General features: G+C 60.7%; 16 protein-coding genes and 1 other RNA gene. 9 read left to right on the top strand and 8 right to left on the bottom strand.

The window, feature by feature from the left end:
* Positions 1-43 precede the first annotated feature (43 nt).
* The 5 genes from JJD66_RS03585 to JJD66_RS03565 all read left to right on the top strand — a co-directional run bounded on the left by JJD66_RS03585 (position 44) and on the right by JJD66_RS03565 (position 9,202).
* On the top strand, positions 44-676 hold the full coding sequence (locus JJD66_RS03585) for a LysE family translocator (RefSeq protein ID WP_200647596.1): 633 nt from the start codon (positions 44-46) through the stop codon (positions 674-676).
* A gap of 265 nt (positions 677-941) precedes the next feature.
* On the top strand, positions 942-2,624 hold the full coding sequence (locus JJD66_RS03580; RefSeq protein WP_200647595.1) for a fatty acid--CoA ligase: 1,683 nt from the start codon (positions 942-944) through the stop codon (positions 2,622-2,624).
* A gap of 333 nt (positions 2,625-2,957) precedes the next feature.
* Positions 2,958-4,817, top strand: coding sequence for a DUF1302 domain-containing protein (locus tag JJD66_RS03575; RefSeq protein WP_003188640.1), 1,860 nt, complete (start codon positions 2,958-2,960; stop codon positions 4,815-4,817).
* Positions 4,818-4,859: 42 nt separating this feature from the next.
* Positions 4,860-6,224: a DUF1329 domain-containing protein gene (locus JJD66_RS03570; protein ID WP_200647594.1), complete on the top strand. Its 1,365-nt coding sequence runs from the start codon at positions 4,860-4,862 to the stop codon at positions 6,222-6,224.
* A 248-nt stretch (positions 6,225-6,472) separates the two neighbouring features.
* Positions 6,473-9,202 (top strand): LuxR C-terminal-related transcriptional regulator, encoded by a 2,730-nt coding sequence (locus tag JJD66_RS03565; RefSeq protein ID WP_200647593.1) that lies wholly within the window; start codon positions 6,473-6,475, stop codon positions 9,200-9,202.
* Positions 9,203-9,211: 9 nt separating this feature from the next.
* Here JJD66_RS03565 and JJD66_RS03560 read toward each other — a convergent pair whose 3' ends face one another.
* Genes JJD66_RS03560 through JJD66_RS03545 form a run of 4 tightly spaced genes read right to left on the bottom strand, consistent with a single transcriptional unit; the run spans position 9,212 to position 12,645 of the window.
* Positions 9,212-9,769, bottom strand: a complete 558-nt coding sequence (locus JJD66_RS03560; RefSeq protein WP_186607363.1) for a PqiC family protein — start codon at positions 9,767-9,769, stop codon at positions 9,212-9,214.
* A gap of 14 nt (positions 9,770-9,783) precedes the next feature.
* Positions 9,784-11,433, bottom strand: a complete 1,650-nt coding sequence (locus JJD66_RS03555) for a PqiB family protein (RefSeq protein WP_073524099.1) — start codon at positions 11,431-11,433, stop codon at positions 9,784-9,786.
* A complete protein-coding gene (locus JJD66_RS03550) occupies positions 11,414-12,058 on the bottom strand; it encodes a paraquat-inducible protein A (RefSeq protein WP_200647592.1) in 645 nt (214 codons plus the stop codon). The genes JJD66_RS03555 and JJD66_RS03550 overlap by 20 nt, the downstream gene beginning before the upstream one ends.
* On the bottom strand, positions 12,055-12,645 hold the full coding sequence (locus tag JJD66_RS03545; RefSeq protein ID WP_186607364.1) for a paraquat-inducible protein A: 591 nt from the start codon (positions 12,643-12,645) through the stop codon (positions 12,055-12,057). The genes JJD66_RS03550 and JJD66_RS03545 overlap by 4 nt, the downstream gene beginning before the upstream one ends.
* 155 nt (positions 12,646-12,800) lie before the next feature.
* Between JJD66_RS03545 and JJD66_RS03540 the strand changes: the two genes are divergently transcribed.
* Positions 12,801-13,445 (top strand): MBL fold metallo-hydrolase, encoded by a 645-nt coding sequence (locus tag JJD66_RS03540; RefSeq protein WP_054919299.1) that lies wholly within the window; start codon positions 12,801-12,803, stop codon positions 13,443-13,445.
* 177 nt (positions 13,446-13,622) lie between these two features.
* Complete coding sequence (locus JJD66_RS03535; RefSeq protein WP_019816951.1) at positions 13,623-14,393, top strand: OmpA family lipoprotein; 771 nt, start codon at positions 13,623-13,625, stop codon at positions 14,391-14,393.
* Between the two features lie 70 nt (positions 14,394-14,463).
* Here the strand turns inward: JJD66_RS03535 and JJD66_RS03530 are convergent, their stop codons facing one another.
* The 4 genes from JJD66_RS03530 to JJD66_RS03515 all read right to left on the bottom strand — a co-directional run bounded on the left by JJD66_RS03530 (position 14,464) and on the right by JJD66_RS03515 (position 17,911).
* Positions 14,464-15,045, bottom strand: coding sequence for a BON domain-containing protein (locus JJD66_RS03530; RefSeq protein WP_200647591.1), 582 nt, complete (start codon positions 15,043-15,045; stop codon positions 14,464-14,466).
* Positions 15,042-15,635: a phosphoheptose isomerase gene (locus JJD66_RS03525; RefSeq protein WP_007904374.1), complete on the bottom strand. Its 594-nt coding sequence runs from the start codon at positions 15,633-15,635 to the stop codon at positions 15,042-15,044. Before JJD66_RS03525 ends, JJD66_RS03530 begins: the two co-directional genes overlap by 4 nt.
* 93 nt (positions 15,636-15,728) lie before the next feature.
* Positions 15,729-16,100, bottom strand: coding sequence for a YraN family protein (locus JJD66_RS03520; RefSeq protein ID WP_200647590.1), 372 nt, complete (start codon positions 16,098-16,100; stop codon positions 15,729-15,731).
* Positions 16,100-17,911 (bottom strand): penicillin-binding protein activator, encoded by a 1,812-nt coding sequence (locus tag JJD66_RS03515; protein WP_054919296.1) that lies wholly within the window; start codon positions 17,909-17,911, stop codon positions 16,100-16,102. Before JJD66_RS03515 ends, JJD66_RS03520 begins: the two co-directional genes overlap by 1 nt.
* A 176-nt stretch (positions 17,912-18,087) precedes the next feature.
* On the opposite strand from JJD66_RS03515, the gene rsmI reads away from it, so the two are divergent.
* Positions 18,088-18,993: a 16S rRNA (cytidine(1402)-2'-O)-methyltransferase gene (gene rsmI, locus JJD66_RS03510; protein ID WP_200647589.1), complete on the top strand. Its 906-nt coding sequence runs from the start codon at positions 18,088-18,090 to the stop codon at positions 18,991-18,993.
* Between the two features lie 96 nt (positions 18,994-19,089).
* Positions 19,090-19,443, top strand: an RNA gene (gene rnpB / locus JJD66_RS03505) — RNase P RNA component class A.
* The last annotated feature ends 139 nt before the right edge of the window (positions 19,444-19,582 follow it).

The following is a 19,582-nucleotide window of genomic DNA, read 5'->3' as shown; positions in this document are numbered from 1 at the left end:
CGAGCCTATCAGATGAAATAATCAGTTACTTAATGGAGTGAGCATGTACGTCGCCGAGTTTTTGACCGTAGCCTTGATTCACTTGTTGGCAGTGGCCAGCCCCGGCCCGGATTTCGCCGTTGTGGTGCGTGAAAGCGTGACCCACGGCCGCCGCGCCGGCACATGGACGGCACTGGGCGTCGGTTCGGCGATTTTCCTGCATGTGGGTTACTCGTTGCTGGGTATCGGCTTGATCGTGTCCCAGTCCATTGTGCTGTTCAATGCGTTGAAGTGGGCCGCTGCCGCGTACCTGCTTTACATTGGCTTCAAGGCCCTGCGCGCCCAGCCGGCCAAGCCTGCGGCCGAGGGCGAGTTGCACCGTGAAGCGGGCGAGCGCACCCCACGCGGCGCGTTTACCGCAGGTTTTGTGACCAATGGCTTGAACCCCAAGGCCACGCTGTTCTTTCTGTCGCTGTTCACCGTAGTGATCAACCCGCATACGCCGCTGGCAGTGCAGGCCGGTTATGGGGTGTACCTGGCGGTGGCGACTGCGTTGTGGTTTTGCCTGGTGGCCATGTTGTTCAGCCAGCAGCGCGTGCGCGCCGGGTTTGCAAAGATGGGTCATTGGTTTGATCGGACCATGGGCGCGGTGTTGATTGCCATCGGGGTGAAGCTGGCCTTTACCGGCATGAAATAATCATTTTTCTCAAGTGAGCACAATCCAGATGTGGGAGCGGGCTTGCTCGCGAATGCGGTGCTTCAGTCAAAGATATACCGGCTGACACTCCGCATTCGCGAGCAAGCCCGCTCCCACATTGGGTTTCATTAGGTCCTCGGTAATGGCGTAACGCTAGCATTTGCTGGCCCCTGCAAATCATTCCTTTGGCTGATTTGGCTGAAACATAAGCGCTCTACAGTGCAGGTCTTCAAGCCAAGACTGTGCAGTCATTAAAGGGATTCTTATGTTGCAGACCCGTGTTATCCCGCCCGCCGAAGGTGCGTACCAATACCCGCTGTTGATCAAGCGCCTGTTGATGTCCGGGACTCGCTACGAGAAAACCCGGGAAATTATCTATCGCGACAAGCTGCGCTACAGCTACCCGACGCTGATCGAGCGCGTCGCTCGCCTGGCCAATGTGCTGACCGAAGCCGGGGTCAAGGCCGGTGACACGGTGGCGGTGATGGACTGGGACAGCCACCGTTACCTGGAGTGTATGTTCGCCATCCCGATGATCGGCGCGGTGATTCACACCATCAACGTGCGCCTGTCGCCAGAACAGATTCTGTACACCATGAACCACGCCGAAGACCGCTTTGTGCTGGTCAACAGTGAGTTCGTGGGGCTCTACCAGGCGATTGCCGGGCAGCTCACCACCGTCGACAAGACCTTGTTGATTACCGATGGTGACACCCACACCGCCGAGCTACCCAACCTGGTGGGTGAGTATGAAACCCTGCTGGCCGCCGCCAGCCCCACCTATGACTTCGAGGACTTCGACGAAAACTCGGTCGCCACCACCTTCTACACCACCGGCACCACCGGCAACCCCAAGGGTGTGTATTTCACCCATCGGCAACTGGTGCTGCACACCATCGGCGTGGCGACCATCATGGGCAGCGTCGACAGCGTGCGGCTGCTGGGCACCAACGATGTATACATGCCGATCACCCCGATGTTCCACGTACACGCCTGGGGCTTGCCGTATGTGGCGACCATGCTCGGGCTCAAACAGGTGTACCCCGGCCGCTACGAGCCGGAATACCTGGTGGAACTGTGGCGCAAGGAGAAAGTAACGTTCTCCCACTGTGTGCCAACCATCCTGCAAATGGTGCTCAACGCCAAGGCTGCGCAGAACGTGGATTTCGGCGGTTGGAAAATCGTCATCGGCGGCAGCGCCCTGAACCGTTCGCTGTATGAGGCTGCCAAGGCTCGTGGCATTCAACTGACCGCCGCGTACGGCATGTCCGAGACCGGGCCGCTGGTATCCTGCGCTCACCTCAATGATGAGTTGATGGCTGGCAGCGAAGATGAGCGCACCACCTACCGCATCAAGGCCGGTGTGCCGGGCCCGTTGGTCGAGGCGGCAATCATGGACACCGACGGTCGTTTCCTGCCCGCCGATGGCGAAACCCAGGGCGAACTGGTGCTGCGCGCGCCGTGGCTGACCGAGGGTTACTACAACGAGCCGCACAAGGGCGCCGAGCTATGGTCCGGTGGCTGGTTGCACACCGGTGATGTGGCTACGCTGGATGCCTTCGGCGTGATTGATATCCGTGACCGCATCAAGGATGTGATCAAGACCGGCGGCGAATGGATCTCCTCCCTGGCCCTCGAAGACCTGGTCAGCCGTCACCCCGCCGTGCGGGAAGTGGCGGTGGTAGGCATTGCCGATCCGCAGTGGGGCGAGCGCCCCTTCGCCTTGTTGGTGGTGCGTGAAGGGCATGTGATCGATGCGCGAGAGCTCAAGGAACACCTCAAGCCTTTTGTCGAGCTGGGCCATCTGAGCAAGTGGGCGATTCCGAGCCAGATCGCCGTTGTTACTGAAATTCCCAAGACCAGTGTCGGCAAGCTCGACAAGAAACGTATCCGTGTCGACATCATCGAATGGCAGGCCAACAACAGCACGTTCCTGTCCACGCTTTAAACCCTCTCTCCGCGCCCGTTCGGGCGCGGTAATGCTCTATATCAAGCCTTTACTTGTGATTTGCCGAATTTCAGCCATCCTTCCCGCGTCGACCTTCGTCGGCGTGGCGAAAGGGTTGTGGCAGACAGGTTGGTGATGCAAATCACACTTTAGAGGGATCAAGCACTACCCCCCCTCTGGCTATAGTCCCTTTCAGAGTTTTTCGCGGATGTTGCGCTTCGAGCCATGGAGGCTCGGTGGCGATGCGGCATTGGAATCGTTGTATCCCGGCCGTTACATCTGAAGAAAGGGCTCACTGCCATAACAATAAAATATGCACATGGAGTAGCGTCGATGACCTCAGTAAACCAGTTCTGGCGCCGGGCAAGACTGCCCCTGGCCGTCAGCCTCGCTTCTACGCTCGCCGGGCCGGCATTCGGCGTCAGTTTCAACATTGGTGAAATCGAAGGGAGCTTTGACTCGTCGCTTTCCGTGGGGGCGAGCTGGTCCACGGCCAAGCCCAATCGTGACCTGATCGGTGCCAACAACGGCGGCAAGGGCCTGTCTCAGACCTCCGATGACGGCCACCTGAACTTCAAGCGCGGCGAAACGTTCTCGAAGATCTTCAAGGGCATCCACGACCTGGAACTGAAGTACGGCGACACCGGTGTGTTTGTGCGGGGCAAGTACTGGTACGACTTCGAACTCAAGGACGAAAGCCGTCCGTTCAAGGACATCAGCGACAACAACCGCAAGGAAGGCGCCAAGTCTTCGGGCGGGCAGATTCTCGATGCATTCGTCTACCACAACTACTCGATTGCCGATGCGCCGGGTTCCGTGCGTTTTGGTAAGCAGGTTGTGAGCTGGGGCGAAAGTACCTTCATCGGCGGCGGCATCAACTCCATCAACCCGATCGACGTGTCGGCGTTTCGTCGTCCGGGGGCCGAGATCAAGGAAGGCTTGATCCCGGTGAACATGTTCTACGTGTCCCAGTCGCTCACCGACAACCTGTCGGCCGAGGCGTTTTACCAACTGGAGTGGGACCAGACCGTGACCGATAACTGCGGCACGTTCTTCTCGCAGCCGGACGTGATCTCCGATGGTTGCAGCAACAACCTGCGGGTACTGAACAAGCGTTCCACCATTCCTGCTGCCGCCCTGCCGACTCTGGGTGCCTTGGGTGTGGACGTGAACAGCGAAGGGGTACTGGTGCGCCGTGGGCCGGACCGTGATGCACGCGACAGCGGCCAGTTCGGCGTGGCTATGCGCTACAACTTCGAACCGCTGGATACCGAATTCGGCGCCTACTTCATGAACTACCACAGCCGCGCGCCGATCTTCAGTGCGCAGGGCGCGCCATCGGCGGCCTACACGCGTCCGCTGGGGCCACTGGGGGCCTTGCGGCCGTTGATCGTGGCGGGTAGCTCGAACTACTTCGTCGAGTACCCGGAAGATATTCGCCTCTATGGCCTGAGCTTCTCCACCACCTTGCCTACCGGCACCGCCTGGAGCGGTGAGTTGAGCTACCGTCCGAATGCGCCGGTGCAGTTGAGCACCACTGACATTCTGTTCGCGGGCGTCACGCCGATCCCCGGCTTTGGCAATGCGTCCGTGCTCAAGGGCACGCCGGGCCAGGACCTGCACGGCTACAACCGCAAGGAAGTCACCCAGTTCCAGACCACTTTCACGCACTTCTTCGACCAGGTCATGGGCGCCAGCCGCCTCACCACCGTCGGTGAAATCGGCGTGACCCACGTGGGAGGCCTGGAAAGCAAATCCCAGGCTCGTTACGGCCGCGACCCGGTATTCGGCCCAGGCACGCTGCCAGGTGGGTTCTGCAACGCCCTCAACAACTCCACCGCCAACGGCGCCGGCTTGCCCAACGCTGCTGGCCTGAACACCAATTGCAATAACGATGGCTACACCACCGCAACGTCATGGGGCTACCGCGCCCGTGCCATCTGGGAATACCCGGACGTGTTCGCAGGCGTGAACCTCAAGCCCAACGTGGCCTGGTCCCATGACGTCAAGGGTTACTCGCCAGGCCCTGGCGGCAACTTTGAAGAAGGTCGCAAGGCGGTCAGCCTGGGCCTGGATGCCGAATACCAGAACACCTACACCGCGAGCCTGGCGTACACCAACTTCTTTGGTGGCAAGTTCAGCACCGTGGATGACCGCGACTTTGTCGCCTTGAGCTTCGGCGCCAACTTCTAAGCACACTCTTTTCAAGTGGCATGTATTCAGGAAGACCAGAGCATGAAAATAACAAAAAGTCTGTTGCACGTGGGTGTGCTTGGGCTGTCGATCCTGGCGAGTAACGTCATGGCGGCAGTCTCGGCAGATGAAGCCGCCAAGCTCGGCACGACCCTGACCCCGATGGGCGCCGAGATGGCCGGTAACGCGGCCGGCACCATTCCGAAATGGTCGCCATTGCCGACCAATGCCGGCGCGGTGGACGCCCGTGGTTTCCTCGCCAACCCGTATGCCAGCGAGCAACCGCAGTTCACCATCACCGCGCAGAACGTCGAGCAGTACAAAGACAAGCTGGCCCCCGGGCAATACGCGATGTTCAAGCGTTACCCGGACAGCTTCAAGATGCCGGTGTACCCGACCCATCGCGGCGCCACCGTGCCGCCCGAGGTGTTTGCCTCGATCAAGAAAAACGCCACCACCACCAACCTGGTGTCCGGCGGCAACGGCCTGGAAAACTTCGAAACCGCGATTCCGTTCCCGATTCCCAAGAGCGGCGTCGAGGTTATCTGGAACCACATCACCCGTTATCGCGGCGGCAGCGTGACCCGCCTGGTCACCCAGGCCACCCCGCAAACCAACGGTTCCTACAGCCTGGTGTACTTCCGCGACCAGTTCGTGTTCCGCGACAAGATGAAGGACTTCGATCCGAAAAACCCAGGCAACGTGCTGTTCTACTTCAAGCAGCAAGTGACTGCGCCAGCGCGCCTGGCCGGTGGTGTACTGCTGGTGCACGAAACCCTCGACCAGGTCAAAGAGCCGCGTTCGGCCTGGGTCTACAATGCCGGGCAGCGCCGTGTGCGTCGCGCGCCGCAAGTGTCCTACGACGGGCCGGGTACTGCCGCCGATGGCCTGCGCACCTCCGACAACCTCGACATGTACAACGGTGCGCCGGACCGCTACGACTGGAAGCTGGAAGGCAAGAAAGAGATGTACATCGCCTCCAACAGCTACAAGGTCGACGATCCCAAGCTCAAGTACGCCGACATCATCAAGGCTGGCCACATCAACCAGGACCTGGCTCGCTACGAGCTGCGCCGGGTCTGGCACGTGGTTGCCACCTTGAAGGAAGGCCAGCGCCACATCTACGCCAAGCGTGACTTCTACATCGACGAAGACACCTGGCAAGCAGCGGTGATCGACCACTACGACGGTCGCGGCCAACTGTGGCGTGTTGCCGAAGCCCATGCCGAGAACTACTACGACAAGCAAGTGCCGTGGTACGCCCTGGAAACCCTCTATGACCTGCAGTCCGGCCGCTACCTGGCCCTGGGCATGAAGAACGAAGAGAAGCAGGCCTATGACTTCGGCTTCACCGCCAGCACCAGCGACTTCACCCCAGCGGCCCTGCGTCAGGACGGTGTTCGCTAACCTCTGCTGATGCACCCCGTGGGAGGGGGCTTGCTCCCGATAGCGGCGCGACAGTCGATAAATGCATGACTGACCCGCCGCTATCGGGAGCAAGCCCCCTCCCACTTTTGTTTGTAAGGTCCGCAGGGATATTTCTTGTCGCAGTTCTTTTTCAGCCATTTGTTGCAAAGATCTACAATCCCGCCGCTTTTACCGCTAGTCTGCGGACATCTGCAATGCCGACAACAGCCTTCTACAAGAGCCCGGCGATGACTGATCTGTCCCGAACCCATGGGCCTGCCAGTGTGGTGATGCCGACCCTGGAAGGCCGCTTCTACCGGCCCCCGCTGCCTGACGGCTACGTGCTGCGCCCGCGCCTGTGCGAACGGCTGAATGCGGGCCTTGATGGGCGACTGTTGCTGGTCAGCGCGCCCGCGGGGTTTGGCAAGAGTTCGTTGGCGGTGGAGTTCTGCCAGGGCTTGCCTGCCCAGTGGCAAAGCCTGTGGTTGGGCCTGAGCCCTCGGGACAGCGACCCCGGCCGTTTCCTGGAACGGCTGCTCGACGGCTTGCAACAGTATTTCCCGCAACTCGGCGCCCAATCCCTGGGGTTGCTGAAAATGCGCCAGCGTCACCAACCCTTTGCCTTCGAAGAATGGCTCGATGGTCTGCTCGACGAGCTGGCAGTGCACCTGTCTGCACGCTCGCCGTTATTGCTGGTGCTGGATGACTATCACCTGGCCCAGGGTCCGGTGCTGGATCGCTGCCTGCAGTTTTTTCTCAATCATTTGCCTGATGGCCTGGTGGTGCTGGTTACCAGCCGGCAGCGTCCGGACTGGCACCTGGCACGCCTGCGCCTGTCGCGGCACCTGTTGGAACTGCATGAGCAAGACCTGCGCCTGACCCATGACGAGTCCCTGGCGGTGCTGGATGGACACGGCAATGCATTGCGCGGCGAGGCGTTGGAAAACCTGATCCGCCGTAGCGAGGGCTGGGTCGCCGGCCTGCGTTTCTGGCTGTTGGCGGCCTCCGAAGCCGGCAGTGAGAGCGCCTTGCCGCAAAGCCTGCACGGTGGCGAGGGGCTGATTCGCGATTACCTGCTCGAAGAGGTCATCGACTGCCTTCCCGCAGAAGTGCAAGCGTTCCTGTACGACACCGCACCTCAGGAGCGCTTTTGCAGCGAACTATGCGACGCCGTCCGCGAGGCCCATGACAGCGCAGAAATCCTGCGTTATCTGCAGGCTCATCAAGTGTTCCTGGTGCCTTTGGATGAGCAAGGCCATTGGTACCGCTACCACCACTTGTTCTCCGACCTGCTGCGCACCCGCCGCGAGAAAAGCGCCACCTTGCCGCCGGCCAGTTTGCACTTGCGCGCCTGTCGCTGGTTTAACGCCCAGGGCTTGATCGACGAGGCGGTGGAGCAGGCGCTGCGGGCCGGGCATCTGGATGTGGCGGCGAACCTGGTGCAGAACCTGTCCGAAGAGCAACTGCTGGCAGAGCAGAATGTGGGCATGCTATTGCGTTGGAAGATGGATTTGCCCGACAGCCTGCTGATCAGCACGCCGCGTTTGATCGTGCTGTACAGCTGGGCGCTGGGGCTCGCATGCCAATTGGATGCAGCGCAGGAGCTGTCCAGCTACCTCAGCCGTTTCCTGCCGGCGCCATCGGCCACCGCGCAAAAATCCATGCTGGCTCAGTGGTTGGCGTTGAGCGGGATCATCGCCCGTGGGCGCGGGGACCGTGAGCTGACCCAGCGCTATTGCAACGAAGCGTTGGAAAGCCTGCCGCAAAAGCGTTACGGCCAGCGCCTGATGTGCCTCTCGACCCTGTCCAACCTGGCTATCGTCGATGCCGACCTGTGGCGCGCCCGAGGCCTGAACCGCGAATCGTTGGAACTGGCGCAGCGCGTCGGTAACCCTTTGTTTGAGGCCTTGGCCCATTACGACCGGGCGCGGGTGCTGCAGGCGCGGGGGGAGATCCTGCGTTCCCTGGATGAAGTCCGCCAGGGCCTTGAGCGCCTGCATGGGCTGGCGCCCCAGCGCCTGTATGCCGTGCGCGCACGGCTGTCGCTGTACGAAGGTTACCTGCTGCTGGTGCGTTACCAGCCCGAGGCCGGCCTGGCGCGTTTGCGCGCCGGCCTGGCCGAGGCCCGTGCCTGCCGCGATATCAGCGTGCTGATCGGGCACTGCGTCATCGCCAGCTTCGAAGGGCGGCGTGGGGAGTTTGCCCATGCTTTTGCCGAGCTGGCGGAGGCCGAGCGCTTGATGCACATCTGGGATGTGCCGCCGATCTATTACCTGGCGATGATCACCCTGATCAAATGCGAGTTGTGGCTGGCCCAGGGGCGCACTGACCTGGCCGACGCCTGGCTGGCCCGCCTGGGGCAGACCTACAACGGCGAACACGCCGCGGCCGCCCCCGAGTTTCATCCGCACCTGCCGCAACATATCGAGCTGCAACAAGCCGCACTCGATGCCACCCGCCATCAGCCCGACAGCGCGCTGCAACGCCTGGAAGCGTTGGCCCAACAGGCCCATGACAGTGGGCGCCAGATGATTGCCCTGATGGCGCTGGTCCAGCAGGTGCAGTTACTTCTGGACAATGGCCAGGAAGCCAAGGCCCGGCCGGTATTCGCCCGTGCCCTGGAAGCCGGTTCGGGTGGTGCGTTGCAGCCGTTTCAACGGTTGTTGGAGGGTTACCCGCAGTGGATACGCGATCAGTTGGGCAAGGACTCCCCTGGGCTGCTCAACCAGAGCTTGCTGGCGTTGCTGCCCCAAGCCAGCGCAGTTGAAGCCACACCTCAACAGGAAACCCTCAGCACCCGAGAGCTGGCGGTGCTGCAACTGATTGCCCAAGGCTGTTCAAACCAGGAAATCAGCAACCAGCTGTTCATCTCCCTGCACACGGTGAAGACCCACGCCAGCCATATCAACAGCAAGCTCGGCGTGGAGCGTCGTACCCAGGCGGTGGCGCGGGCCAAGGCTATGGGCTTGCTGGCCTGAGCCCTGGGTTTATGGCGTGGCCGGGCAGCCTTTGAGTGAGGTGTCGACGGTCTGATTGATCAGCGCGGCGAAACGCTTGAGGTTGTTCTGATGCGCCACCACCAACTCGTCGATGCTCGGCCCGGCAGGTGATTGCAAGGTGGTGCGGCAGGTCAAGGCCGGGCGATCGCCATTGACTTGCCTCAGGCGCCAGCGCACATCGAGCAATGCGTACTGCCCCGGTACCGAGTCAAACCGCTGCACGTCTACGCGTAAAGCTACGGCTTGCCGGGCATTGCTGTTGGCCAATTGATCCACCAAGGCGCTCCTCAGTTCATCGGCGAGGGTGGCGGCCCACCATTGGGTTTCAAGAATCGCCAGGCCGCTGTCGCCCTGGCGAATCACGATCTGCGCACGGTCGACCTGAGGCGGCACGCTGATGCTCTCAATGCGTACACCGCCGGCCTCTGCACGCGTACTCGGGCTCAAGTGCGCCGGGGTCAGGGTATGAAAAGCGATGGGTTCACTGCGGCAGGCACCGAGCAGCAGCAGGGCGCTCAGTAACGTGATCTTCAACGGCAATGTCATGGCGGCTCCAATGGTCATTTGCGGGGTGGCCCTTGCAGGTCCGTCGGTGCGGCGTTATCGGGGCGGCCGCGAATCAGCGACTCCGGATGCCGGCCCAGGTAATCCGAAAGCTCGCGCAGGGAGCGCGACATGCGTCCCAACTCGTCGAGGGTCTGGGTCAGTTGTTCACGCTGCGGCGAGTCTTCTGCCAGGGTTGAACTGGCCGATTGCAGGGTCTTGCTCACGTCGGCCAAGGTCGTCTGCACACCCGGCAGCGTCTTGGCGTTGAATTGCGCCAGGCCTTTGCGCAGTTCGACCAGGCTGGCGTCGAGGTTGCCGGCAATACGCTCGACAGGCAGTTGGCTGATCTTGTTGACGATGCCTTCGAACTTCTCTTGCAGCTGTTCCAGGTTGCCCGGGATGGTGGGGATGCCCACCGGACGCTGGTTCGGGTCGAACGCGACTTTCTCGGCCTTGGGGTAGAAGTCCAGGGCGATGTAGAGCTGGCCGGTCAGCAAGTTACCGCTGCGAGCCTGGGCGCGCAGGCCGTTTTCGATGAAGGTGCCGATCAGGCGCACGCCGGCTGCCTCATCGTCAGGGTTGTTGTTCATGGCCTTGAGCAACTTGGTGTGGGCCTCGCCGAGCAGTTGCGGGTAGATCACGATGCCGACATTGACCGGAAAGGTGCGCTTTTTCGCATCGAAATCCAGGTTGATCGACACAACCCTGCCGAACTCGACGCCGAGAAACTCCACCGGTGCGTCGACTTTCAGCCCGCGCAGGGCCTGATCGAAGCGCAGGACCATGTATTGCCCCCTGCCGTTGGGCGGGGCGAGGGCGCTTTGCTGGTCTTCGAACAATTCAAAGCTGCGACTTTCTTCGGCCGGTTTGTCATTGGGGTTGTAGGGCGGCGCCTGGAAGGCGATCCCGCCCATCAGCATGGAGGACAAGGATTCGGTTTTCAGCGCGAAGCCATTGGCACCGACGCTCAAGTCGACGCCGCTGGCATTCCAGAAACGCGTGTTCTCAGTGATGTACACATCATTGGGCGCGTGCACGAAGATTTCGACATTCACGCCCTTGCCCTCGTTGTCCAGCTCATAGGCCACTACCTGGCCCACCGGAATCTTGCGGTAATAGACGGGGGAGCCGATGTCCAGCGAGCCCAGGGCCTGGGTGTGCAGCGTGAAGCGCTTGCCCGGTTCGCCGTAAGTGATGGGCGGCGGGTTTTCCAAGCCGGTGAAGTGTTTGGCGCGAGTCTCGGACTGGCCGATGTCTGCGCCGATGTAGTCGCCGGACAACAACGTATCGATGCCCGACACACCGCCTGCGCCGATGCGCGGGCGCACCACCCAGAATTTTGAATCTTCGCGGGTGAAACTTTCGGCCTGTTTGACCAGCTCGACGGTGGCATTGACGCTTTTCTGGTCATCGCTCAGGGCCACGGCGGTTACCTGGCCGATCACCACGTTGCGGTATTTGACCTCGGTTTTGTTGGCAACCAGCCCGCTGCCGGTCTTGAAGTTGAGGACGATGGTCGGCCCTTGTTGCATGACGCTGTGAATCACCAGCGAGATCCCCACCAGCACAGCGACAATCGGCACGATCCAGACCAGCGAAACGCTGAAACGACGCGTCTTGATCACGGGTTGCCCCGCAGGGGTGTCAGCCTTGGATGAGCTCATCCGAGGTCTCCTCGTTATGTGGATTTTCCCAGATTAGCCGGGGATCAAAACTCATGGCCGCCAGCATCGTAAACACGACCACCAGGCCAAAAAACAGAATGCCCAGGCGCGGTTCGATCGTGCCCAGGGCTTGAAACTTCACCAGCGCGGCCACCAGGGCGACCACGATGACGTCAAGCATCGACCAGTAGCCGATCAGTTCGATAAACCGAAACAGCTTTGAACGCTCCTTGCGCGCCCACTGGCTATTGCGCTGCACGGTGACCAGCAGCAGCCCCAGCGACAGGAACTTGATGCCCGGCACGGCAATGCTGGCGATGAAAATGATCAGCGCAATGTCCCAGGCGCCATGCTGCCAGAACTCCAGCACGCCGCTCATGATGGTGCTGTCTGCGCCCGAGCCGAGCATGGTGGTGTTCATCACCGGCAGTAAGTTGGCCGGGACATAAAAGGCGAGGGCGGTGAGCATGTAGGCCCAGGTACGGGTCAGGGACTGCACCTTGCGCCGATGCAGCGCGGCGCCACAGCGATCGCACTCGGTGGGCTCAAGGCGCATGTCGCAGGGCTGGCCGCAGGTGTGGCACAGGCACAGGTTCAGCTCGCGGGCGGTGGGCGTTGAATTCATAGGGTGTCCCACAGGTCGCGTACATCGCGCCCGGCAATGCGGATCAGCAACAGGCTCAGGGCGGCCAAGGCAAACAGGCCGGTGCCTGGGATCACGTCCAGCATGCCGGCCAGCTTGAACACCGCGACCATCGCGCCCAGCAGGCACACCTCCAGCATGCTCCAGGGCCGGAGTGCTTCGAGCCAGCGCATGCACAGCTTGAACGCCGGCGAGCGCCTGCCGGCCAAGGCGAAACTCAGCACCCAGATCAGCAATAGCAGTTGAAATACCGGCGCGATAATGATGGAAATTGCCGCGACCAATGCAATGAATGTGATCGGCCCCAGGCTCAGCGCAACCACCGAATCCCAAAGGGTCGCGCTGTTTTTCAAGCCTTGCAGGCTGATGCTCATCACCGGGTAAAAGTTGGCAAAGGTCCACAGCACTGCGGCAGTCACCGTCAGGGCCAGACGTTGCTGCACCGACAGGCCGTTGTAGCGCTGCAGCACGCCCGAGCAACGTACGCACAGGGCTTTTTGATGTTTGGCGAGCGTGACTTTCTCGTACACGCAGTCGCAGTGTTCGCAGATGATCTGTTGATTCGCCATGGGTGTTGCTCCAAATGCGACTGACTGCAGCAGGGGATTTCAATGGCGCTTGCGTAGCTTAGCAGCGGATGGGTCGCGTAATCGACTCCTTCCAGAGCAGGGCCAAGCTACACCATACTGCACTTGGAACGCGCCAGAGAGCTTGCAGGACACCCATGACTATTGAAAAACAACTGTTGATTCGCGAAACCTTTCCCGTCGGCCCGTTGCAGTGCAACTGCACCATCATTGGCGACCCGATCACTAAAAAAGCCATCGTAGTCGACCCCGGTGGCAATCACGAGTTGATCCTGGCGCGCCTTGATGCGCTGGGCCTGAAGGTGGTGAGCATTATCCACACCCATGCTCACCTCGATCATTTCCTCGCCTCCGGCCAATTGAAAGAAAAGACCGGCGCCACGCTGCATCTGCACAAAGATGATCAATTTTTATGGGACAACCTGGAAATGCAATGCCAGATGTTTCGCGTGCCCTACGTCCCGGTGCCGTCGCCGGATCGCTGGCTGGAGCATGACGAAGAACTGGCCTGCGGCTGTGGCGTAGCCTTGCACACCCCAGGGCATACGCCGGGCTCGATGAGTTTCTGGTTCGCCGACGCCAAGCTGTTGATCGCCGGCGATACCTTGTTTCGTCGCGGCGTAGGGCGCACGGACTTATGGGGCGGCGACCAGGCGACGATCGTGCGGTCGATCAAGCAGCGCTTGTATACGCTGGACGAGGGCGCGACGGTGGTCACTGGGCATGGGCCGGATACGTTGCTGGGCGATGAGATGCGGGAGAATCCTTTCGTGCGTGCGTGATGGGTTGTCGGCTCTGATACAAAGCGGTACAGACACACAGACACAGGCCCGAGCCAAACACAGCTATGCTTTACGCACCCTCCACGGAATTTTTGCCGTTTGTCGCGTTCCAAACTCGGCACAGGTCCATTGCCAATGTCCTCTGCATCACAGAATGCAAAAGTAGGAGCTTCCTTCATGTTCACTCCGCGTCGTCTGCTTGTTGTCGCTACCGCCGTAGCCCTGTTGTCTGGCTGCGCTTCACCTAACCCTTATGACGGCAGCCAGGGACAGGCCAGCAATGGTTCCGAAAGCGGCATGAGCAAAACCGCCAAGTACGGCGGCCTCGGTGCACTGGCTGGTGCATTGGCCGGTGCGGCCATCGACCATAACAACCGTGGCAAGGGCGCGCTGATTGGCGCAGTCGTTGCGGGTGCCGGTGCGGCGGGCTATGGCTACTACGCCGACCAGCAAGAGAAAAAACTGCGTGAAAGCATGGCGAACACCGGGGTTGAGGTGCAGCGCCAGGGTGACCAGATCAAGCTGATCATGCCGGGCAACATTACCTTCGCCACCAACTCGGACGCGATCTCCAGCAGCTTCTACCAGCCGCTGAACAACCTGGCCAACTCCCTCAAGCAGTTCAACCAGAACACCATCCAGATCGTTGGCTACACCGACAGCACCGGTAGCCGCCAACTGAATATGGACCTGTCCCAGCGCCGTGCGCAGAGCGTGGCCAACTACCTGACCTCCCAAGGCGTCAATGGTGCCAACCTGAGCGCACGCGGTGCCGGTCCGGATAACCCGATTGCCAGCAACGCCGACGTGAATGGCCGTGCGCAGAACCGTCGCGTCGAAGTCAACCTCGGCCCGATCCCTGGCCAGCAATACGGCCAGCCTGGCCAGCAGCAGGCGCCACAGCAGAACAACCAGTTCCAGGGCAATCCGTACCAGCAATACCAGTAAACCCTGGGCACTAAAAAGGGCGCCGTGCAGTCAATGCACGGCGCCCTTTTTTGTGGCCGATCGATCTACATCAGTCGATGTATTCGAATACCTTGACGATCTTCTGTACGCCCGACACGCCTTGCACCAGGTTGGCGGCGCGGGTGGCTTCTGCCTGGGTCAGCAGGCCCATCATGTAGACGATGCCGTTATCGGTGACGATCTTGATTCGCGAGCCTGGCACTGCACTGTCGGTCAGCATCTGGGCCTTGATCTTGGTGGTCAGCAAGGCATCGTTGCTGATGGCCAGCAGAGTGATCGGGTCCATGACTTGTAGTTCGTTGTGGACCTTCTTGACGCGTTGCACGCCGGCAGCGGCTTGCTTGGCCTGGGCCTTGAGATCGGCGCGGGGTGTTTGGCCTGCCAGCAGGACCACGCCGTTGAAGCTGGTCACCACGATGCGCGAGGCACCGTTGCCCAGGTCGGTAGCAGCCTTCGCGACGTTGACCTTGACCTTGGTTTCGATCAGCGAATCATCAATGGTGCTGCCGAAGGTGCGTGTGCCCCGGTCGTCCTGAATAGGGGTGTCCCGTGTAGCGGTGATAGCCGAGCTGCAGCCGCTGATGGCGACGCACAGCGTAATGGCCAAAAGACTGAGGCGATTAACGGTCATTCTTCACTCCCGAACAGTTGGCTGTCGATCAGATCGCACAGGCAGTGGATCGCCAGCAGATGAACTTCTTGGATACGTGCAGTGACATTGGCCGGGACGCGAATCTCCACGTCCTCTGGCAGCAGCAGCGAAGCCATGCCGCCGCCGTCGCGACCGGTCAAGGCTACGACAATCATTTCGCGATCATGTGCGGCCTGGATCGCTTGAATAATATTCGCCGAGTTACCGCTGGTGGAAATCGCCAGCAATACATCGCCCGGCTGGCCTAGGGCGCGGATCTGCTTGGAGAAGATTTCGTTGTAGCTGTAGTCGTTGGCGATCGAAGTGATCGTCGACGAGTCGGTGGTCAACGCAATGGCCGGCAGGCTCGGGCGCTCGCGTTCAAAACGGTTGAGCAGCTCGGATGAAAAATGCTGGGCATCGCCGGCCGAACCACCGTTGCCGCACGAAAGCATTTTGCCTTCGTTGAGCAAGGCATTGACCATGACCTGACTGGCTTGCTCGATGTGCGGTGCAAGTACGTCCATCGCCTGTTGCTTGGTGTCGATGCTGGCCTGGAAAAGCTGGCGAATTCGGGATTGCATGTCCATCTGTGTGACCTTAAGTAGCGCGGCTGTTTGGCACAGGTAATGTGCAGCCCGCAATGCAAAGAGCAAAAGTGAGTGGTGAGGGTGCCCGGCGAATCAGCTGTCGAAGGCATTTTTAAGCCAGGTCAGATCAGCTGTGCCTGACGGGGTGCTTTCCATTGCAACCACATCGAAACGGCAGGGGCGGTCAGCCCAGCGATACTCTTTTTGCAGGAAAAACTGCGCAGCGAGTATCAGCTTTTGACGCTTGCGCTCGTCGATACTGGCGAGCGCGCCACCCCATTGTGCGTGTTTTCTGTAGCGGACTTCGACGAATACTACTGTATCGCCGTCAAGCATGACCAGATCAAGCTCGCCGCGTTTACATAACCAGTTCTGCGCCAGAAGGCGCAGACCCTGTTGTTGCAGGTAATCGAGCGCATGCAGTTCGGCATCCTTGCCGCTTTGTGCGCTGGACCGCTGGGGCATCAGCGTGGGGTATCGGGCAGGCGCTGTATTTCGCCGCCGACGAACTTCGCCCAAGGCATCTGGCGGTCCACGCGCTGGTTGGCGCTGATGCCCAGGTTGCCCGAGAGGCCGTCGACACGGGTGTCAGGCAGTGCCTTGAGCTGGCCCAGGCGTGGTGCCAGGCGGTAGGCATCGACGCCCATTGCGTAGAGCCGGCCCAGGCTGCCATTGGCTTGCGGCCATTGCGCCGCAACCTGGTTGCGCAGTGGGTCGGTGGTGTTAAGCAACCAAGGGGTTTCGCAGAACATCACGTTGGTCATGTCCAGGTACTGGTTACGGTCACCGCTGGCACTGAACACGTGGGAGGTTGCGTACACCGGCACATCGCCGGCGTATTGGAAGTTCAGGGTCGGCTTGATCTGCTGGGCCAGTTGTGGCGTGACAGCCAGGAAGATGAACTCGATGTCCTGGCGACGCGAAGGCTGGGCGGCTACGTCGGTGCCTACTGTGCTTTGCAGGCTCTTGGCGCGGCCTTCGCTCTTGCGCAGTTGGAACAGATCGGCGATCTGCTGGGCCAGGGCAACAGGCTGATCGACATATTCAACGCCCATGACAGTGCCGCCATTGGCTTCCCAATCCTGGCGGAACGCTTTGTAGACGCGCTCGCCCCATTCGCCACGGGGCACCATGGCGGCGGCGCGGTGCAGGCCGTCGGCACGTGCACGGCGCGACACTTCGCGGGCTTCGTCTTCAGCGGCCAGGCCGAACTGGAACAACTGCGCCGGGCCTTGATCGGTCTCGCTGTAGTTCAGGGCGAGGGTGGTGATCGGCAGCTGCGGGCGTGCGCTGAGTTGCTTGACCAGCGGTTTTTCCAGCGGGCCGACGACCAGTTGCACGCCGGCGGCCTGGGCCTTGGCGTAGAAGTCGTCGAGGGAGCCCAGGCGCGAGCTGTCATAGAACTCGATGACCGGTGGCTTCTGCCCGGCTTGTTCAGCCTGGTAGTGAGCCGCCATGAAGCCTTCGCGCAGCGCTTTGCCCACAGCCGCCAGCGGGCCTTCCTGCGGTAGCAGCAGGGCGATCTTGTTCAGGGGCTGGCTGGCCAGTTCCTTGAGTTTGGTCAGCGGCGCTGGCAGTTGCACAGCCGCTGGGTGGCCCGGGTTCTGCGCGCGCCAGGTGTCGATGGCGGCTTGTTGTTGCTCCAGCGTACCGGCGCCCTTGACCGCCTGGGCCAGGGTGATCCAACCATCGAGTGTCGGGTTGCCAGTGGCTTGCAGCTGTTCGGCTGGCAACGCGGCAATCAATACCCAGATGGCCTCGTGGTTGCTGTTGGCAGCCTCACCCGTCAGCAGGGGCGCCATGGACACCCGCTCGCGAGCGGCGGCGAGGGTCTGGCCATCGGCTTCATAGGCACGTGCATGTACGGTGCCGGTGCGGATCTGCTGGTCGGTCGGCAACTCCTTCAGGCTTTGCAGGCTGGGGTGGTTCAGCGCTGCCAAGGCCGCCTTGGGCTGGTTGCGCCCCATGGCCAGTTCTGCGGCCAGGGTGCTGGCAAATACCTGCGCGGCTGGCTTCAGGGCGTCCAGGGGCACTTGCGCAAGGATCTGCGAGGAGCGGCCGGGGTTGTTCTGCTGGTAAGCCAGGTCTGCCGCGCTCAGGCGCAGCAACGCGGCTTTTTCTGGCGTCTTGGCGTTCGTCGCCTGTTCGAGCAGTTGCTCGATACTGGCGTCGGGCGTGCGTGGCAGTTCGCCAAGACTGGAGGAGGGCGAACTGGCGCAAGCAGCCAGCAAGGCAGCGAGGCAGAGGGCGGAGAGCAGCCGCAGGCAAGCGATCATGTAAGTGTTCCTGATACCGATCAAATTAGCGTGGAAGTGTACCCAAGCACTGGCCCAGGCGCGATGTTCATGGCGTTAAACCGTGGATTTAGGTCGTGCAAATGTTGTGTTTAGCTAATGGTGGCTGAAACGGCATCGGCCGTGATGGCATATTTTCAAGGCGTCTACGCGCTACAATGTGGCTTTTGCCAACCATCGAGGTGTGCGCTTTGACTGCTCCAGGTCCTTTGAATTCCACTGCTGGCTCGCTTTTTGTGGTGGCGACGCCCATTGGCAACCTGGACGACATCAGTGCCCGGGCGCTGAAAGTGTTGCGCGAGGTGAAATTGATCGCGGCAGAAGACACGCGGCACTCCCAACGGTTGATGCAGCATTTTGGTATCAGAACGCCATTAGCGGCCTGCCACGAACACAACGAACGTGAAGAGGGTAGCCGCTTTATTACACGTCTTTTGGCGGGTGATGACGTCGCGCTGATTTCCGACGCGGGCACGCCCCTGATTTCCGATCCTGGTTACCACTTGGTCCGCCAGGCCCGTGCCGCAGGTATCAATGTAGTGCCTGTTCCGGGAGCCTGCGCGCTGATTGCTGCATTATCGGCCGCCGGGTTGCCCTCGGACCGCTTTATCTTCGAAGGCTTCCTGCCCGCCAAGGCTGTAGGGCGTCGGGCGCGTCTGCAGGCACTTAAAGAAGAACCGCGCACCTTGATCTTCTATGAGGCTCCGCATCGTATCCTTGAATGCCTGCAAGACATGGAGCTGGTGTTCGGCGGTGAGCGCCTGGCCTTGCTGGCCCGAGAGTTGACCAAGACCTTCGAAACCCTCAAGGGGTTGCCGCTGGAGGAGCTGCGAGCGTTTGTCGAGGGCGACAGCAATCAGCAACGTGGCGAATGCGTGGTGCTGGTCGCAGGCTGGACCGCGCCGGAGAATGAAGATGCGGTGGGCAGCGAGGCCATGCGCGTCCTCGATTTGTTGCTCAAGGAAATGCCACTCAAGCGCGCCGCCGCCCTGGCAGCGGAAATTACCGGCGTGCGCAAAAATGTGTTGTATCAGGTCGCACTCGATAAGCAGAAGGTCGAATAGTTCCAGGGGCAAATCTGTATTTCGTCTGAACGTGATGGCAATGCTGCACTTTTAATACTTGTCCTCAAGCCGCCGTGCCGTTAACCTGCGCGGCGGAGAGTCGATTGGACAGTCGCTGCCCTCTATGAAAATTAGGGGGGGGAGGAAAGTCCGGGCTCCATAGGGCGAAGTGCCAGGTAATGCCTGGGAGGCGTGAGCCTACGGAAAGTGCCACAGAAAATAACCGCCTAAGCACTTCGGTGCCGGTAAGGGTGAAAAGGTGCGGTAAGAGCGCACCGCACGACTGGCAACAGTTCGTGGCTAGGTAAACCCCACTTGGAGCAAGACCAAATAGGGTCCCAAGGCGTGGCCCGCGCTGGGACCGGGTAGGTTGCTAAAGATGTCCAGTGATGGCCATCGTAGACGAATGACTGTTCAAGACAGAACCCGGCTTACAGATCGACTCTCCACCTTTTTTCCTTGCGTTCGAATCTCGTGCGCAAACCCGGTAGTAACGCAAGAATCCCTCCCTGCCAAATCATTGGCAGATGCATCTTCGTAATACCAAAAAAATCTTACTCTTAATAAATTACTTTAACTTTAGCCTCTA

The organism is Pseudomonas sp. MF6751 (assembly GCF_016613265.1).
Taxonomy (GTDB): domain Bacteria; phylum Pseudomonadota; class Gammaproteobacteria; order Pseudomonadales; family Pseudomonadaceae; genus Aquipseudomonas; species Aquipseudomonas fluorescens_BV.
Note: the sequence above shows the minus strand (reverse complement) of the source record. Positions and strands in the feature narration are given on the sequence as shown.

Bases quoted from the DNA above. Each gene is read 5' to 3' on its own strand.
- JJD66_RS03585 (WP_200647596.1), top strand. From the start codon at position 44: ATGTACGTCGCCGAGTTTTTGACCGTAGCCTTGATTCACTTGTTGGCA.
- JJD66_RS03580 (WP_200647595.1), top strand. From the start codon at position 942: ATGTTGCAGACCCGTGTTATCCCGCCCGCCGAAGGTGCGTACCAATAC.
- JJD66_RS03575 (WP_003188640.1), top strand. From the start codon at position 2,958: ATGACCTCAGTAAACCAGTTCTGGCGCCGGGCAAGACTGCCCCTGGCC.
- JJD66_RS03570 (WP_200647594.1), top strand. From the start codon at position 4,860: ATGAAAATAACAAAAAGTCTGTTGCACGTGGGTGTGCTTGGGCTGTCG.
- JJD66_RS03565 (WP_200647593.1), top strand. From the start codon at position 6,473: ATGACTGATCTGTCCCGAACCCATGGGCCTGCCAGTGTGGTGATGCCG.
- JJD66_RS03560 (WP_186607363.1), bottom strand. From the start codon at position 9,769: ATGACATTGCCGTTGAAGATCACGTTACTGAGCGCCCTGCTGCTGCTC.
- JJD66_RS03555 (WP_073524099.1), bottom strand. From the start codon at position 11,433: ATGAGCTCATCCAAGGCTGACACCCCTGCGGGGCAACCCGTGATCAAG.
- JJD66_RS03550 (WP_200647592.1), bottom strand. From the start codon at position 12,058: ATGAATTCAACGCCCACCGCCCGCGAGCTGAACCTGTGCCTGTGCCAC.
- JJD66_RS03545 (WP_186607364.1), bottom strand. From the start codon at position 12,645: ATGGCGAATCAACAGATCATCTGCGAACACTGCGACTGCGTGTACGAG.
- JJD66_RS03540 (WP_054919299.1), top strand. From the start codon at position 12,801: ATGACTATTGAAAAACAACTGTTGATTCGCGAAACCTTTCCCGTCGGC.
- JJD66_RS03535 (WP_019816951.1), top strand. From the start codon at position 13,623: ATGTTCACTCCGCGTCGTCTGCTTGTTGTCGCTACCGCCGTAGCCCTG.
- JJD66_RS03530 (WP_200647591.1), bottom strand. From the start codon at position 15,045: ATGACCGTTAATCGCCTCAGTCTTTTGGCCATTACGCTGTGCGTCGCC.
- JJD66_RS03525 (WP_007904374.1), bottom strand. From the start codon at position 15,635: ATGGACATGCAATCCCGAATTCGCCAGCTTTTCCAGGCCAGCATCGAC.
- JJD66_RS03520 (WP_200647590.1), bottom strand. From the start codon at position 16,100: ATGCCCCAGCGGTCCAGCGCACAAAGCGGCAAGGATGCCGAACTGCAT.
- JJD66_RS03515 (WP_054919296.1), bottom strand. From the start codon at position 17,911: ATGATCGCTTGCCTGCGGCTGCTCTCCGCCCTCTGCCTCGCTGCCTTG.
- rsmI (WP_200647589.1), top strand. From the start codon at position 18,088: ATGTGGCTTTTGCCAACCATCGAGGTGTGCGCTTTGACTGCTCCAGGT.